Raw genomic sequence first — 14028 nt, forward strand, 5'->3', positions numbered from 1 at the left:
TCTGTGGGCTGGGCTCTTTCTTCTCTGTCGGGCTTAGGCGCCGTCCAGGTCCTGTGTCACGGGGTGGGTGGGGGCGTTTCCGTCCAGAGGGGGCCGGCCGCGTTTTTGATTGTTTCTAGCGCCTCGGGGCGGGAGGCTCCTAGGAGGTCCAGGTCGCAGAATTTTATTGCTGCCAGGTCGGGGTGCCATTCGGGGAAGTGGCGGCGTGGGGGTGGCTTCGCGCTTCCCTCTTTCGGCCAGACGACCAGCCATCCGTGGTTTGAGAGGCCGTCCATCGGGACTACGGCCACCTGCGTGACGTGTTGCCAGAGGATGCGCCACTCGTGGCTCTGGGCGGATACCGTCATGCCGGTTTGATCGACCTGGAGTTTTGGGAAGGCCAGGACTTGCTTTAGGAGGGAGATGGCCGGCCAGAGGGAGAAGGCGAAGAGTGCCAGGCCCGCCAGGAGGATGGGTGGGGGGCCTTGGGCCAGGAGGACGGCTACCGCGGTCAGCAGGGACGCGGCGCAGATGCCGGCGGTGATCAGGGTGCCCGGCAGGGGGCGGGTGGCGGTCGCCTTGAAGGTCTTGGAGGGCGTCGCGTTCACTGTCGAAGCGTCTCCTGGGGCGGGATGGTTTTGCCGCGCTCCAAAGTACAGCTGCCGTCAGAGGGGCGCATCTTTCCCGTATTGAATGGGGCAGGGCGCACGCCGGATGGCATGCGCCCTGCGTTGGAGCGGAGTGGGTTAGCGGTGCAGGCCGCCTACTGAGGCGGTTCTCGGGTTGTCCTGGGACAGGGCGTAGGACTTGCCGCCGAAGGTCAGGACGAAGTTGGACGGGGTGGCGATCGGCAGCTGGTAGCTGAGGGCCACCGTGGCGCTACTGCCGTTCGGGATGCTCGTGTAGCTGGGGATGGTCATCGTGGCCCGGTGGAAGTCGCCCTTCAGGCCGCCGGTGTTGTTGCCGGTGTGGCCCGCCTGGACGGAGAGCGTCCAGCCGGACTGCTGCGTCATCGAGGAGGGGGCCGAGGTGCCGTAGTCGAACTTCAGGACGGCGCCGCCCGGGATGGTCTGGCCCGAGTTGTTGGTGATCTGGAACTTCGGGGTGATGGGGTAGTTGGCGTCCCCGACGGGGAAGTTGACCAGGTCGACCTTCACGTTGAGGAGGTCGGTGGGCATCGCGTGGTCGGACTTGAGGTTCTGGTACGGGCCCGCGGTCTTGAGCTTGTCGTCGATCAGGGTGGTGAGGGTGTTGCCGATGAAGTACTCGCCCTTGCCGTCGTTGCGGGACGGGTCCCAGGCGTAGTCGCCGGCGAGCTCCCAGAACATGACGCCGCCGATGCCCTTGTCGATCACGTACTGGGCCTTGGCGGCCACCGACTGGTCGTCCTCGGTGGACAGGAAGACCTTCTTGGTGCTGTTCCACAGCCACGGCGACCGCATGGTGCTGTCGTACTGGCGGGTGTAGGTGCCGGTGAGGCGGTCGTCGGGGTCGGTGGCGGGGTCGAGGCCGTAGGCGCCGATGTAGCTGCCCTGGATGCCCTTCTCCAGGTTCTTGGCGTGCCACATCGGGTTGCTGCCAGAGGCCTGCTCCTTGCCCTTGTCGTCCAGGTCGTGCCAGAGGTTGTCGAGGCCGATGGCGCCGTTGCCGCAGGGGGTGGTGGAGCCGACGTTGCCGCCGGTGCCGGGCGGGCACTCCTTCTGGTTGGGGAGCGCGGCCTTGCCCCACAGCCCGTTCGTCCCGCCGGTGACGTCGCGCCAGCCGCGGGTGTAGAAGGGCAGGCCGATGTTGATGCGTCCGGCCTGCATCGCGCCGTGGAAGTAGTGGTAGGCCCAGTCGGTGTTCAGGTAGCCCATCCCGTAGGCGGTGTAGACGCCGCCGTCGACCTGCTCGTTGTCCTTGCCGTCGTCGTAGAGGGCGGCGTTCGGGCCGACGAAGTGGTTCCACGACCCGTGCAGGTCGTAGGTCATGATGTTGGCGTAGTCCAGGTACGGGGTGACCTGGTAGGTGTCGTGGCCGCGCAGGATCCAGCCGGAGGCCGAGACGGCGGCGGTCAGCATGTAGTACTTGCCGTCGGCGGCGCTCGCCGCGTCCAGCTTCTCGCGCAGCGTCTTCATGAGGGCGACGTAGCCGGCCATCAGCTTGTCGCGCCGCGCGTTGGAGAAGGTGAAGTCGTCGGGGTGCCCGGCGTACTTCATCGAGGTCGCGTACTCGTAGTCGATGTCCGCGCCGTTGAAGCCGTACTGGCGGACGAACGAGACGACCGAGTCGGCGAAGGTGTTGATCTTCGCCTGGCTGTCGGTCATCGTGTAGAAGCCGCCGGACGCGACGCGCTTGCCGCTGTCGTCGATGTAGCCGCCGGTCTCCGCCCAGCCGCCGATCGAGACGAGCGTCTTGACGTTCGGGTGCTGCTTCTTGAACTTGTTGAGCAGGTTGAAGTGGCCCTTGTAGGAGTAGGCGGGGTCCATCTCCGCGCCCTTGACGCCGGGCCACTCCTCACCGATGGCGGGGTTGCCGGCGTTGCTGCCGCCGACCGAGACCTTGTTCTGGCCGTCGATGTGCGCGAACGCGTAGTTGATGTGGGTGATCTTGTCCCACGGGATGTCGCTGGCGAGGTAGCGGGGGGTGTTGTTCTTGCCGTCGCGCCAGCCGGTGAAGTAGCCGATGGAGCGGCGCTGGTGGCCGGCGCCCATCTTCTCCCGGCCGTCGTTGTCGTAGGCGTCGCAGTAGTTCGGGGTGACGCCCGGCGTCTGGTAGAGGCCGTCGGGGCGGCAGCCTCCGGTGCCGGGGCCGACGGTGGCGGTGACCTCGTTGCTGAGGTCGGACGTCTGGCCGGCGGAGTCCTTGGCGCGGACGGCGAACTTGTAGCTGCCCGTGGTCAGGCCGGAGACGGTGGCGGTCGTGCCGTTCACCGACTGGACGACCGAGCCGTTCTGGAGGACGTCGTACCCGGTCACGCCGTGGTCGTCGGTGGCGGCGGTCCAGGCGAGGGAGACCGAGTCGCCGGTCGTCTTGGTGACCTTCAGGTCGGCCGGCTTGGACGGCGGCTTGTCCTCGCCCGTGCCGGTGGTGGTGACGGTGATCGCGTCGCTCGCGGCGGAGAGCTGGTCGGCGGTGTCGCGGGCGCGGATGCTGAAGGAGTAGCGGGTGCCCGCGGTGAGGCCGGTGATCTTCGTGCTGGTGCCGGTGACGGTGGCGGTCACGGTCGTGCCGTTCAGCACGTCGTAGTTCTTGATGCCGTGGTCGTCGGTCGAGGCGTCCCAGGCGAGCGAGACCGAGTCCGCGGTGACCTCGGTGGTGCGCAGGTTGGCCGGGACGCTCGGGGCGGCGTCCGTTGGCGCGCCCTCACAAGGCCGGCCGTCGAGCCGGCAGTTCTGCGGCCCGGCGAGCGTGCCGGTGTAGGACACCAGGAACCCGAAGGTCGCCGAGCCTCCGGCGGCGATCGTGGAGTTGTAGTCGCGGCCGGTGAAGGCGTGATGGCCGCCCGTACTGGTGACCACGGCGTCCCAGTACGAACCCATCTGCACGTTGGTCCCAAGATCGAACTCAAGTTTCCAGTTCGACATGGAGGAGCTGCCGCCGTTGGTGACGGTGCACGAGTACTGGGCTCCGCCGCCCCATTCCTGGACGGTGCGGCAGGCGGCGGTGGGGCCATCGGCATGGGCGGGGGTTGTGGTGACGGCCAGGGAGAGGCCGAGCATCAGGAGGAGCGCTGTACATCCGGAGAGCAGCGTCCGGAGGGGGGAGCGGCTGGTGGCCACGGTGGACCTGGTCCTTTCTATTAGGAAAGTATACTAATTATTGGGACCATAACCGCAGTTCAATCGGTGGACAAGAACTGAAATTTCGACAGCGTATCCACAATGGATCGCTCCAATGAAAACTGGATCGATGCGAGTGGAATTCGTTCGAACCACTTGCGCCCCGCCCGGGATGCGGGACGGTCGCCCGGTGTGTCTGGTTCGTTGCGGTGGGTAGGAGGTCGTCCGGGGATGGAGTGATCTTCGGGGGGCCTCGATGTTCGGTGGGCTGGCACGGTTCGTGGTGCGGCGTCGCTGGTGGGTCATCGCCGCATGGGTCGTCGCGGCGGTGCTGCTGGCCGGGTTCGCGCCGAGGTTCAAGGCCAGCACCGAGCAGACGGACTTCCTGCCCGGCTCCTACGAGTCGGTGCGGGCGCTCGACCTCACCCGGGACGCGTTCCCGCAGACCCGCGGGCAGGCCGCGATCATCGCCGTGACGCGCGCGGACGGCGGCCCGCTGACCGAGGCCGACCGGATGGTCACGGCGCGGCTGAGCCGGATGCTGGAGGACGAGCGGCTCCGCGGCGTCCAGCGGGTGCAGGTGGGGGCGCTGGCGCGCAACCGCCAGGTCGAGATGATCAATGTGCGGTTCGTCTCGGAGAACCCCGACGACCCCGACGTCCGGCGGGCCATCGACCGGATGCGCGACCGGTTGTCGGACGGGACGCGCGGCACCGGCCTGACCGCCCGCGTCACCGGGAACGCGGCGATCAGCGCCGACGCGCAGGAGTCCTACGAGCGCAGCGACGCGATCACGCTCGGCGCCACGGTCGTGGTGATCTTCGTGCTGCTGATCTTCACGTTCCGCAGCGTGGTCGCGGCGTTCCTGCCGCTGGTCACGGTGGGGCTGGTGATGACGGTGGCGCTGGCGCTGATCGGCACCGTGAACAAGGTGTTCGACCTCAAGGGCGACACGTTGACGCAGTCGCTGATGCCGATCGTCCTGTTCGGCGTGGGGACCGACTACATCCTGTTCCTGCTGTTCCGCTACCGGGAGCGGCTGCGGACCGGCGAGGACGGGCGGACCGCGATGGTCGCGGCGGTCGAGCGGGTCGGCGAGGTGATCGCGTCCGCGGCCTGCGCGGTGATCGTGGCGTTCAGCGCACTGATCCTGGCCTCGCTCGGGATGCTGAGGACGATGGGCCCGGCGATGGGCATCGCGGTCGCGACGACGCTGGTCGCGGCGCTGACGCTCATCCCGGCCGTGGTCTCGCTGCTCGGCCCGAAGGTGTTCTGGCCGAGCAAGTCGTGGCGGGTGGAGCCGCCGCACCGCAAGGCGGCGCGGCTCGGGTCCGTCATCGGGCGGAGCCCGTGGCCGGTGGCGCTGGTGTCGGGCGCCGTCCTGGTGGCGCTGTCGGTGTGCGCGCTCGGGTTCAGCGCGAACTTCAACATGGCGTCCGCGCCGCCCGGGACGGAGGCCGCCAAGGGCCTGGACGACCTGGAGAAGGGCTTCCCCGCCGGGGCCGAGGACGCCACGCAGGTGTTCGTGCACGGCGCCGGGCCGCTCGCGCCGGGAGTGCCGGAGCGGGTCGCGGCGCGGTTGCGGACGGCGAGCGTCGTCGCGGCGGTCGCCCCGCCGATGCCGGGCGCCGACGGGCGCACCGCACTGATCGAGGCGCAGCTCGACACCGACCCGCTGTCGAAGGAGGCGATGGACACCGTCGCCGGGCCCGTCCGCGACACCGCGCACGCGGCGGCGCCGCCGGGCACGGAGGTGGTCGTGGGCGGGCAGACCGCCGTCATGGTCGATCTCCAGAAGGCGATGAACCGCGACTACACGGTCGTGTTCCCGATCGCCGGGCTGCTGATCGCGATCATCCTCGGGCTGCTGCTGCGCAGCGTCGTCGCGCCGATCTACCTGATGATCGCGGTGGTGCTGAGCTTCCTCGGGACGGTCGGCGCGAGCGTGGCGCTGTTCCAGTGGGGCGAGGGCCACACGGGCGTGATCTTCTTCCTGCCGCTGATCGTGTACCTGTTCGTGACCGCGCTCGGCACCGACTACAACATCCTCGTCATCGCGCGGCTGCGCGAGGAGGCGCGGGAAGGGCACCAGCCCCGGCGGGGCGTCGCGCACGCGTTCGAGCAGGCCGCCCCGACCGTCGCCTCCGCCGGGCTCATCCTCGCGGGCAGCTTCGCGACGTTCCTGCTCGCCGAGGCCGACGCGATGCAGGAGATGGGGACGACGGTGGCGCTCGGCGTGATCCTCGCGGCGTTCGTGATGTCGATGTTCCTCGTCCCGGCGGTGACGGTGCTGCTCGGCCACCTCGCCTGGTGGCCGGGACACCAGGACGCCCCGGACCCGGCCAAGGCAACGCCCGGGGGAGACGCGCCGCGTCCTCCCCCGGGCGAGTCGTGAGGGTCCGCCTCACTCCTCGGTGGCGGGGCTGCCGCCCGCGACGACCTCGGCGAGCAGGTCCTCCTCGGTCGCGCCGCGCCGCCAGTAGCCGGTGAAGGTGACCGAGCGGCGGTCCATGCCGCGCTCGCCCACCAGGTGCCGCCGCAGCGCCTTGACGGTGGCGGACTCGCCCGCGATCCATGCGTACGCCCCGTCCGGGACGGTCGCGCCGCGGACGGCGTCCAGCAGCCCGCCGGGGGAGACCCACGCGACCTCGGCGGCGGCCTCGGTCGGCAGGTCCTGGCGGTCGCCGGCGGCCGGGGCCTCGACCCACACCCGCGCGGGGGTCCCAGCGGGCAGCCAGGCGAGGTTGCCCGCGACGGCGGGCAGCGCGGTCAGGTCGCCCGCGATGAGCACGGGCGCGCCGGGCGGCGGGCGGAAGTCGTAGCCGCCGTTGTCCGGGCCGGTGGGCCCGAGCACGACGACCCGGTCGCCCGGACGCGCCGCCGCCGCCCACCGCGCCGCCGGCCCGGACGCGCCGTCCAGGTGCAGGACGAAGTCCACGTCCAGCTCGCCGGGACGCCGGTCGCGGACGGTGTAGGAGCGCATGATGCCGCGCTCGGCCGGGTCCATCGCGCGCCAGTCGGCGAACCAGGTGTCGGGCGACCAGTCGGCGGGCATCACCGGCGCGTCCTGGTGCGGGTGGGGGAGGAACAGCTTGAACCGCTGGTCGCGCCCGGCGGAGACGAAGGCGTCGGTGCCGCTCGCCGGGGCGTCCAGGCACTTCCCGCCGAAGGTGACGCGCACCATCGACGGTCCGAGCGGCGTGCGCCGCAGGACGTGCAGTTCGAAGAATCCGTACGGGTCGGCCGGAGCCGTCATCTGGTCTCTCCTCAACCGGTCTTCTTGGCGGACTTGATGGACGTCGCGAGCGCCTCGAGGATCGGCGCGCAGCCCTCGTAGGAGAAGCGGGGCTCGGGCTGCCACGGGATGACCTGCCCTGCCTTCACCGCGGGCAGGTCGCCCCAGGACGGCTTGGAGCCGAGGTCCTTCGGCTGGAGCGCCTGCGTGCGGCTGTCGAGCATGATCACGTCGGCCCGGTAGCGGTCGGCGTTCTCCCAGCTCAGGTTCTCGAAGTAGCCGTTGGTGCCGAGCTTGGTCGGCACGATCAGGTCGAGGCCGAGCTGCTTGAAGAAGATCAGGTCGGTGTTCTTGTCCGGGCTGGAGGCGTAGAACAGGTCCGGGCTCGCGGACGCGGCCAGCACCTTCAGCCCCGGGTTGCCCTTGGCGGCGGCGCGCAGCGCCTCGACGGCCTTGTCGAAGCGGGCCTTCGCCGCCGTGACCTTGGGCGCCTTCAGGTCGGCGCCGAGCGCGGCGGCGAGGGCGGCGGTCCGCTCGATGGGCTTCGGCAGGGGGACGGCGCCGGTGGAGAGCGCGACGCTCTTCGCCAGCGCGTAGATCTTCTCCTTGCTCTCCACGGGGACGTAGAACAGCTCGTCCTTGACGAACATGTTGTCGACGAGCAGGTCGGGGCGCAGCGCCGCGTACTTCTCGATGTTGAACTCGCCGTAGGCGTTGCCGATGACGGTGAGCCGGTCGACGGGGAGGTTCCCGGCCTGCGGGTCGGGCTTGCCGTCTTTCAGCTTCGTCGGGCCGAACACGCCGACGAGCTGCTCGTCGACGCCGAAGTCGTAGAGCGCGGCGGCCGTGCCGACGTAGCCGACGACGCGTTTCGGACGGGCCTTCAACTCGACCTTCGTGCCGCGGTCGTCGGTGAACGACCAGGCGCCGCCGCCGGGCGAGGCGGCGGCGTCCCCGCCGTCGTCGCCGCCGCAGGCGCCGGTGAGGGCGGCGAGTGCGACGGCGCCGCCCGCGCCCAGCAGGCCTCGGCGGGTGAGGTGACGGGCCCCGATGTTCGACATTCCGGTTGCTTCTCCTGCGGTCGTGCGACAGTGCGCGGATCGGTGTGGTGGGGGGGTGTATGTGGCCGGTGTGGGTTGGAATCCGACCCGATGGGCGCTTAGGTTAACCTAACCTAAGCTGATGATCGACGGTGGGGGCGGAACCGCCTCGCCGGCCCGTCCCCCGGAGCCTCGCTCGTGTCCTTGATGAAGTCGCCGCAGGCCGTGGCCGGTGCCGCGCGCCCACGGGCCGCCGTGCGGGCGAGTCCCGGCGTGCGCGCCGCCGGGCTGCTCGGCGCGCTGGCGCTCCTGCTCGCCGTCCTCGTGCTGAGCCTCGCGGTCGGCGCCCGGCCGCTGTCGGTCGGTGCGGCGTGGAACGGTCTATTCCACGAGGACGCGGCGAGCTACACCGTCGTCCACGAGATGCGCCTGCCCCGGACGCTGCTCGGGCTCCTCGCCGGGATCGCGCTCGGCCTCGCGGGCGCGGTCATGCAGGCGGCCACCCGCAACCCGCTCGCCGACCCGGGGCTGCTCGGCGTCAACGCGGGCGCGTCCGCCGCCGTCGTCTCCGCGATCTCCTTCCTCGGGATCTCCTCGTTCGCGGGGTTCGTGTGGTTCGCGTTCGCGGGTGCCGGGGTGGTCGCCGTGCTGCTCTACACAGTCGGCGGCGGACGCGGCGCGACCCCCGCGCGGCTCGCGCTGGCCGGGTCCGCGCTGAACGCGGCGCTGTACTCCTACGTCAGCGCGGTCCAGCTCCTCGACACCGCGTCCCTCGACCGGATGCGGTTCTGGACGGTCGGCTCCCTCGCCGCCGCGCAGACGTCCACGGTCGTGCGCGTCGCGCCGTTCGTGCTCGTGGGCCTCGCGCTGGCGCTGCTGCTCGCGCGCCCGCTGAACGCGATGGCGATGGGCGAGGACGCGGCGCGCGCGCTCGGCGCCCACCCGGCCCGCGCGCGGATCGCCGCCATCGTCGCGGTCACGCTGCTGTGCGGGGCGGCGACGGCGGCGTGCGGGCCGATCATCTTCGTCGGGCTGATGGTGCCGCACCTCGTCCGCGCGCTGACCGGGCCCGACCTGCGCTGGCTGCTGCCGTACTGCGCGGTGCTGTCGCCCGCGCTGATGCTGGGCGCGGACGTGCTCGGGCGCGTCCTCGTCCGGCCGTCCGAACTCCAGGTGGGGATCGTCATGGTCGTGCTCGGCGGGCCGGTGTTCCTGTACTTCGTGCGGCGGCCGCGCCTCGTCCGGCGGCCGCGCGGCGAGGCGGCGGCGTGAGCCGGGCGCAGCGGTTCGCGACCGTCCGGACGCCCGGCGGGATGTCGTTCCGGTTCCGGCCGCGCGCGTTCGCCGTGTCCGGGGCCTGCCTGCTGGCCGCGCTCGGTCTCGGCGTCCTGCTGATCGGCAGCGGCGACTTCCCGATGAGCCCGGCGGACGTCGTGGCGACGCTCGCCGGGCACGGATCGCCCGCCGACTCGCTGATCGTCAACGAGATCCGGCTGCCCCGGGTCGGCACGGCGCTCGCGGTCGGCGCCGCGCTCGGGCTGGCCGGGGCGATCTTCCAGTCGCTCGTCCGCAACCCGCTCGGCAGCCCCGACATCCTCGGCTTCACCCAGGGCGCCGCGTCCGGCGTGCTCGCGGTCATCGTGCTGACGGGCGGCGGCAGCGTCGCGGTCGCGTCCGGCGCGGCCGGGGGCGGGCTCGCGACCGGCCTGCTCGTGTACGCGGTCGCCGGACGCGGCGCCGCGCACGGCCAGCGGCTCATCCTCGTCGGCATCGGCGTCGCCGCGATCCTCACCGGCGTCAACGGCTACCTGCTCACCCAGGCGAACATCACCGACGCCGCCCGCGCCGTACTGTGGCTGACCGGCAGCCTGGACGGGCGCGACTGGGCGGACTCCGCGCCGCTGCTCCTCGCGCTCGCCGTCCTCGGACCGCTGGTCCTCGCCGGATGCGGGCGCGCGCTGCGGATGCTGGAGATGGGCGACGACGCGGCGCACGGCCTCGGCGTCCCGATCGAGCGGGTCCGGCTGCTCCTGCTGGTGGCGGCCGTGCTGCTCACCTCGCTCGCCGCGGCGGCGGCCGGTCCGGTGTCGTTCGTCGCGCTCACCGCGCCGCAGCTCGCCCGGCGCCTCACCCGTACGACGGGACCCAACCTGCTGCCCGCGCTGTGCATGGGCGCGGCGCTGCTGGTGGCCGCCGACTGGGTCGCGCAGCACGCCTTCGCGGAGCGCCAGCTCCCGGTCGGCGTGGTGACCGGCCTGCTCGGCGGCGGGTACCTGGTCTGGCTCCTCGTGACCGAACGCAAGACGGGACGGATCTGATGACACTTGTGGACGCACCCGCGACCGGCGCACCTACCGCCACCGCACCGACCGGCGCGCGCCTGACCGGGACCGGGCTGACGCTCGCCTACGACCGGCGGACCGTCGCCGAAGGCCTGGACGTCGCGATCCCCGACGGCTCGTTCACCGTGATCGTCGGGCCGAACGCGTGCGGGAAGTCGACGCTGCTGCGGGCGCTGGCCCGCATCCTCAAGCCGTCGGCCGGATCGGTCGTGCTGGACGGCCGACCGATCGCGGGCTGGCCCGCCAAGAAGCTCGCGCGGACGCTCGGGCTGCTGCCGCAGTCCTCCATCGCGCCGGAGGGCATCACGGTCGCCGACCTGGTCGCGCGCGGCCGGTACCCGCACCAGGGCCTGCTGCGGCAGTGGTCGCGCGAGGACGAGCGGGTCGTCGCCGAGTCGATGGCGGCCACCGGCGTGGACGGGCTCGCCGACCGGGCGGTGGACGAGCTGTCGGGCGGCCAGCGCCAGCGCGTCTGGATCGCGATGACCCTCGCCCAGCAGACCCCGCTGCTGCTGCTCGACGAGCCGACGACCTACCTGGACATCGCGCACCAGATCGAGGTCCTCGACCTGTGCGCGCGGCTCCACGAGGAGGGCCGGACGATCGTCGCCGTCCTGCACGACCTGAACCACGCCGCCCGCTACGCCACCCACCTTCTCGCGATGCGCGACGGCCGCGTCGTCGCGGAGGGCGACCCGTCCGCCGTGGTGACCGCCGACCTGGTCGAGGAGGTGTTCCGGCTGCCGTGCCGGGTGATCGAGTGCCCCGAGACCGGGACGCCGCTCGTCGTCCCGGCGGCACGGCGGCCCGCGGCCGTCCCCGCTCCCGCCAAGGAATAGTTGTACGACTCCAATGGTTTTAGAGCTACAACCATTGGAGGTAACCCGTGCCCGACCTCTCCCCCCGGCGGCGGATGCTGGTGCTGGCCATCTGCTGCCTGAGCCTGCTGATCGTCAGCCTGGACAACACGATCCTGAACGTCGCGCTCCCCGCGCTCCAGCGCGACTTCGGCGCGTCGGTGTCCGGGCTCCAGTGGACGATCGACGCCTATCTGATCGTGCTGGCCTCGCTGCTGATCCTCGCGGGCGCCACCGCGGACCGGATCGGCCGCCGCCGCGTCTTCCAGACCGGGCTCGCGCTGTTCGTCCTCGGGTCCGTGCTGTGCAGCCTCGCGCCCTCGCTCGGCTGGCTCGTCGCGGCGCGCGTCGTCCAGGCGGTCGGCGGCTCGATGCTCAACCCGGTCGCCATGTCGATCATCACGAACGTGTTCACCGAGCCGCGCGAGCGCGCCCGCGCCATCGGCGTGTGGGGCGGCGTCGTCGGGCTGAGCATGGCGATGGGCCCGATCGTCGGCGGCGTCCTGGTCGACTCGGTCGGCTGGCGGGCGATCTTCTGGCTGAACCTGCCGATCGGGGCGGCGGCGCTCGTGCTGACGGCGCTGTTCGTCCCCGAGTCGCGGGCGCCGCGTCCGCGCCGCCTCGACCCGGTCGGCCAGGGCCTGATGATCGTGCTGCTCGGGACGTTGTCGTACGCCATCATCGAGGCGCCGGGCCAGGGCGCGCTCTCGCCCGCCGTCGCGGGGGGCGCGCTCGTGGCCGTCCTCGCGCTCGCCGGGTTCGTGCTGCACGCCCGGCGCGCCGCCGAGCCGATCATCGACCTGCGGTTCTTCCGCAGCGTGCCGTTCTCCGGCGCCACCGTCATCGCCGTCTCCCAGTTCGCCGCGCTCGCCGGGTTCCTGTTCGTGAACGCGCTCTACCTCCAGAACGCGCGGGGCCTGTCCGCGCTGCACGCGGGGCTGTACCTGCTGCCGATGGCGGTCATGACCGCCGTCTGCGGCCCGCTGTCGGGACGGCTCGTCGGCGCCCGCGGCCCCCGGCCCTCGCTCCAGATCGCCGGGGCCGCGATGCTCGCGAGCGCGCTGATGTTCGCGATGCTGGACGCCGAGACCCGCGACACGACGCTGTTCGCCGCGTACGTGCTGTTCGGCATCGGGTTCGGGATGGCGAACGCGCCGATCACCAACACCGCCGTGTCCGGGATGCCGCGGACGCAGGCGGGCGTCGCGGCGGCCGTCGCCTCCACCAGCCGCCAGGTCGGGCAGGCGCTCGGCGTCGCGGTGATCGGCGCCGTCCTCGCCGCGGGGACCGAAAGCGGGCCGGGGGCGGACACCGCGTCCGGCTTCGTCGCCGCCGCGCGCCCGGCATACTGGGTGCTCGCCGGGTGCGCCGCCGCCGTGCTCGTGCTCGGCACGGTCACCACCGGACGGCGGGCCGCGCGCTCGGCCGCCCGGGTCCGCGACCTGTTCGACCACGAGCCCGAGCTGCGTCCCGTGAGCGGAGCGAGTACCCGATGACCGAGTACCCGGTGACTGAGGACCCGGCGGCCGAGGCCCCGGCGGGCGAGCCCGACCTCGCTGCCCGCGCCTGGCGCAACCTCCGGATCCTGCTGCACGAGCGCGGCGACCGGCGGCGGGAGGTCGTCGCCGCGCTCGGGATGAGCTTCACCCGCACCAAGGCGCTGCGCCGCCTCGCCGCCGGGCCGCTGACGCTCAGGGAACTCGCCGACGTGCTGCTCACCGACCGCCCCTACACGACCCTGCTGGTGGACGACCTGGTCGAGCGCGGCCTCGTCGAGCGCACCCCCAACCACGCCGACCGCCGCTCGAAGATCGTGAGCATCACCGAGGCGGGCCGCGTGCTCGCCGCCGAGGCCGAGCGCATCCTCGGCACCCCGCCGGCCGAACTGCGCGACCTCCCGCCGGAGGACCTCGCCGCCCTCGACCGGATCGCGGCGCGGCTCGTCGCCGAGGAGTGACGCGAGCGTGTGACGGGGGGCGTCAGGAGCGGGGGTTGTGGCCCGCGTCGGCGTCCATGCGGGCCCAGTCCGCTTCCCACAGCTCGTCGCGGTACCGGTCGCAGCGCCGCCGGACCAGCGCGTACGCCAGCAGCAGCGGCATCGACAGGCCGAGGACGGTCGCGGCGGCGGCGTAGACGGCGTCGGTCACCGTGCGGCTGTGCGGGCGGGGCCGGACCGACGGCTCGGCCGCGCGGTCGACCCAGATCGTCCGGTGCGCGCCGACCTTGGCGTTCTTCCAGCTCGGGAGCGTCCCCGCGCGGGGCTTGCCGTCGGCGCCGGGCCACGTCGCCTGGACGGTCTCGTGGACGTAGCGGTCACCGGCGGAGCCGACACCGCCGGTCGCGGTGACGGTCGCGACCACCTGGTGGCGGGTCGCGCGCTCGGCGCGTTCGGCGCGGACGCCCGAGTCGTAGGACCAGGCACCCGTCCAGGCGGCGAGCGGTGGCGCGGTGCCGAGCAGCAGCACCAGCAGGACGAGCGCGACCGTGCGCTGGACACGGTCGACCCGGCGGCGCAGCTCGTTGTGCTCCAGGCCGAGCCGCCGCCGCAGCCGTGTGAGCGGTCCGCCTCCACGGCCGACGCCGAACCTGCGCATCCGTGTCACCTCCCCGGGGAGTGCCCTCCCGGCAAGAGGCCTTTAGCCTTCTTTTCCCAGGATATTCCCGAGCTCGTCCCTCGGCACATAGCCGATGGCCAAAACCTTTCCCATTTACCGGCCGGTATGCGGGCCCGGTGACCGAAACCTCGCCGCCGCGGGGTTCCGGGTGGCACGACACGCTAACCGGCTCCGGTGGAAAGGACGGGGAGGGCGCGCC

Annotated in this window: 11 protein-coding genes; 6 read left to right on the forward strand and 5 right to left on the reverse strand. The window is 72.1% G+C overall.

Going from position 1 to position 14028, the window contains the following annotated elements:
* Nucleotides 1-56: 56 nt before the first annotated feature.
* Both K2F47_RS06070 and K2F47_RS06075 read right to left on the reverse strand, forming a co-directional pair.
* Nucleotides 57-587, reverse strand: a complete 531-nt coding sequence (locus K2F47_RS06070) for a hypothetical protein (protein WP_242901728.1) — start codon at nucleotides 585-587, stop codon at nucleotides 57-59.
* A gap of 138 nt (nucleotides 588-725) precedes the next feature.
* Complete coding sequence (locus K2F47_RS06075) at nucleotides 726-3740, reverse strand: glycosyl hydrolase family 18 protein (RefSeq protein WP_242901729.1); 3015 nt, start codon at nucleotides 3738-3740, stop codon at nucleotides 726-728.
* 256 nt (nucleotides 3741-3996) lie between these two features.
* On the opposite strand from K2F47_RS06075, the gene K2F47_RS06080 reads away from it, so the two are divergent.
* Nucleotides 3997-6135 carry an MMPL family transporter gene (locus K2F47_RS06080; RefSeq protein ID WP_242901730.1) on the forward strand — a complete coding sequence of 713 codons (2139 nt, stop codon included), beginning with the start codon at nucleotides 3997-3999 and terminating at the stop codon, nucleotides 6133-6135.
* Nucleotides 6136-6144: 9 nt separating this feature from the next.
* On the opposite strand, the gene K2F47_RS06085 is transcribed toward K2F47_RS06080, so the two are convergent.
* Nucleotides 6145-6996, reverse strand: coding sequence for a siderophore-interacting protein (locus K2F47_RS06085; protein ID WP_242901731.1), 852 nt, complete (start codon nucleotides 6994-6996; stop codon nucleotides 6145-6147).
* Nucleotides 6997-7007: 11 nt separating this feature from the next.
* The gene (locus K2F47_RS06090) at nucleotides 7008-8036 is read right to left on the reverse strand and encodes an ABC transporter substrate-binding protein (RefSeq protein WP_242901732.1); all 1029 of its coding nucleotides are present in this window, start codon (nucleotides 8034-8036) and stop codon (nucleotides 7008-7010) included.
* A 186-nt stretch (nucleotides 8037-8222) separates the two neighbouring features.
* On the opposite strand from K2F47_RS06090, the gene K2F47_RS06095 reads away from it, so the two are divergent.
* Genes K2F47_RS06095 through K2F47_RS06115 form a run of 5 tightly spaced genes read left to right on the forward strand, consistent with a single transcriptional unit; the run spans nucleotide 8223 to nucleotide 13171 of the window.
* Nucleotides 8223-9287: a FecCD family ABC transporter permease gene (locus tag K2F47_RS06095; RefSeq protein WP_242902588.1), complete on the forward strand. Its 1065-nt coding sequence runs from the start codon at nucleotides 8223-8225 to the stop codon at nucleotides 9285-9287.
* Complete coding sequence (locus tag K2F47_RS06100; RefSeq protein WP_242901733.1) at nucleotides 9284-10333, forward strand: FecCD family ABC transporter permease; 1050 nt, start codon at nucleotides 9284-9286, stop codon at nucleotides 10331-10333. The genes K2F47_RS06095 and K2F47_RS06100 overlap by 4 nt, the downstream gene beginning before the upstream one ends.
* Nucleotides 10333-11196, forward strand: a complete 864-nt coding sequence (locus tag K2F47_RS06105) for an ABC transporter ATP-binding protein (RefSeq protein WP_242901734.1) — start codon at nucleotides 10333-10335, stop codon at nucleotides 11194-11196. The genes K2F47_RS06100 and K2F47_RS06105 overlap by 1 nt, the downstream gene beginning before the upstream one ends.
* Nucleotides 11197-11243: 47 nt before the next feature.
* On the forward strand, nucleotides 11244-12710 hold the full coding sequence (locus tag K2F47_RS06110; RefSeq protein ID WP_242901735.1) for an MFS transporter: 1467 nt from the start codon (nucleotides 11244-11246) through the stop codon (nucleotides 12708-12710).
* A complete protein-coding gene (locus tag K2F47_RS06115; protein ID WP_242901736.1) occupies nucleotides 12707-13171 on the forward strand; it encodes a MarR family winged helix-turn-helix transcriptional regulator in 465 nt (154 codons plus the stop codon). The genes K2F47_RS06110 and K2F47_RS06115 overlap by 4 nt, the downstream gene beginning before the upstream one ends.
* A gap of 22 nt (nucleotides 13172-13193) precedes the next feature.
* On the opposite strand, the gene K2F47_RS06120 is transcribed toward K2F47_RS06115, so the two are convergent.
* Complete coding sequence (locus tag K2F47_RS06120; protein WP_242901737.1) at nucleotides 13194-13808, reverse strand: Rv1733c family protein; 615 nt, start codon at nucleotides 13806-13808, stop codon at nucleotides 13194-13196.
* Nucleotides 13809-14028 lie beyond the last annotated feature (220 nt).

The organism is Actinomadura terrae, assembly GCF_022751215.1.
Lineage (GTDB): Bacteria > Actinomycetota > Actinomycetes > Streptosporangiales > Streptosporangiaceae > Spirillospora > Spirillospora terrae.

Coding starts and splice junctions, on each gene's coding strand:
- K2F47_RS06080 (WP_242901730.1), top strand. CDS start 3,997: ATGTTCGGTGGGCTGGCACGGTTCGTGGTGCGGCGTCGCTGGTGGGTC.
- K2F47_RS06085 (WP_242901731.1), bottom strand. CDS start 6,996: ATGACGGCTCCGGCCGACCCGTACGGATTCTTCGAACTGCACGTCCTG.
- K2F47_RS06090 (WP_242901732.1), bottom strand. CDS start 8,036: ATGTCGAACATCGGGGCCCGTCACCTCACCCGCCGAGGCCTGCTGGGC.
- K2F47_RS06095 (WP_242902588.1), top strand. CDS start 8,223: ATGAAGTCGCCGCAGGCCGTGGCCGGTGCCGCGCGCCCACGGGCCGCC.
- K2F47_RS06105 (WP_242901734.1), top strand. CDS start 10,333: ATGACACTTGTGGACGCACCCGCGACCGGCGCACCTACCGCCACCGCA.
- K2F47_RS06115 (WP_242901736.1), top strand. CDS start 12,707: ATGACCGAGTACCCGGTGACTGAGGACCCGGCGGCCGAGGCCCCGGCG.
- K2F47_RS06120 (WP_242901737.1), bottom strand. CDS start 13,808: ATGCGCAGGTTCGGCGTCGGCCGTGGAGGCGGACCGCTCACACGGCTG.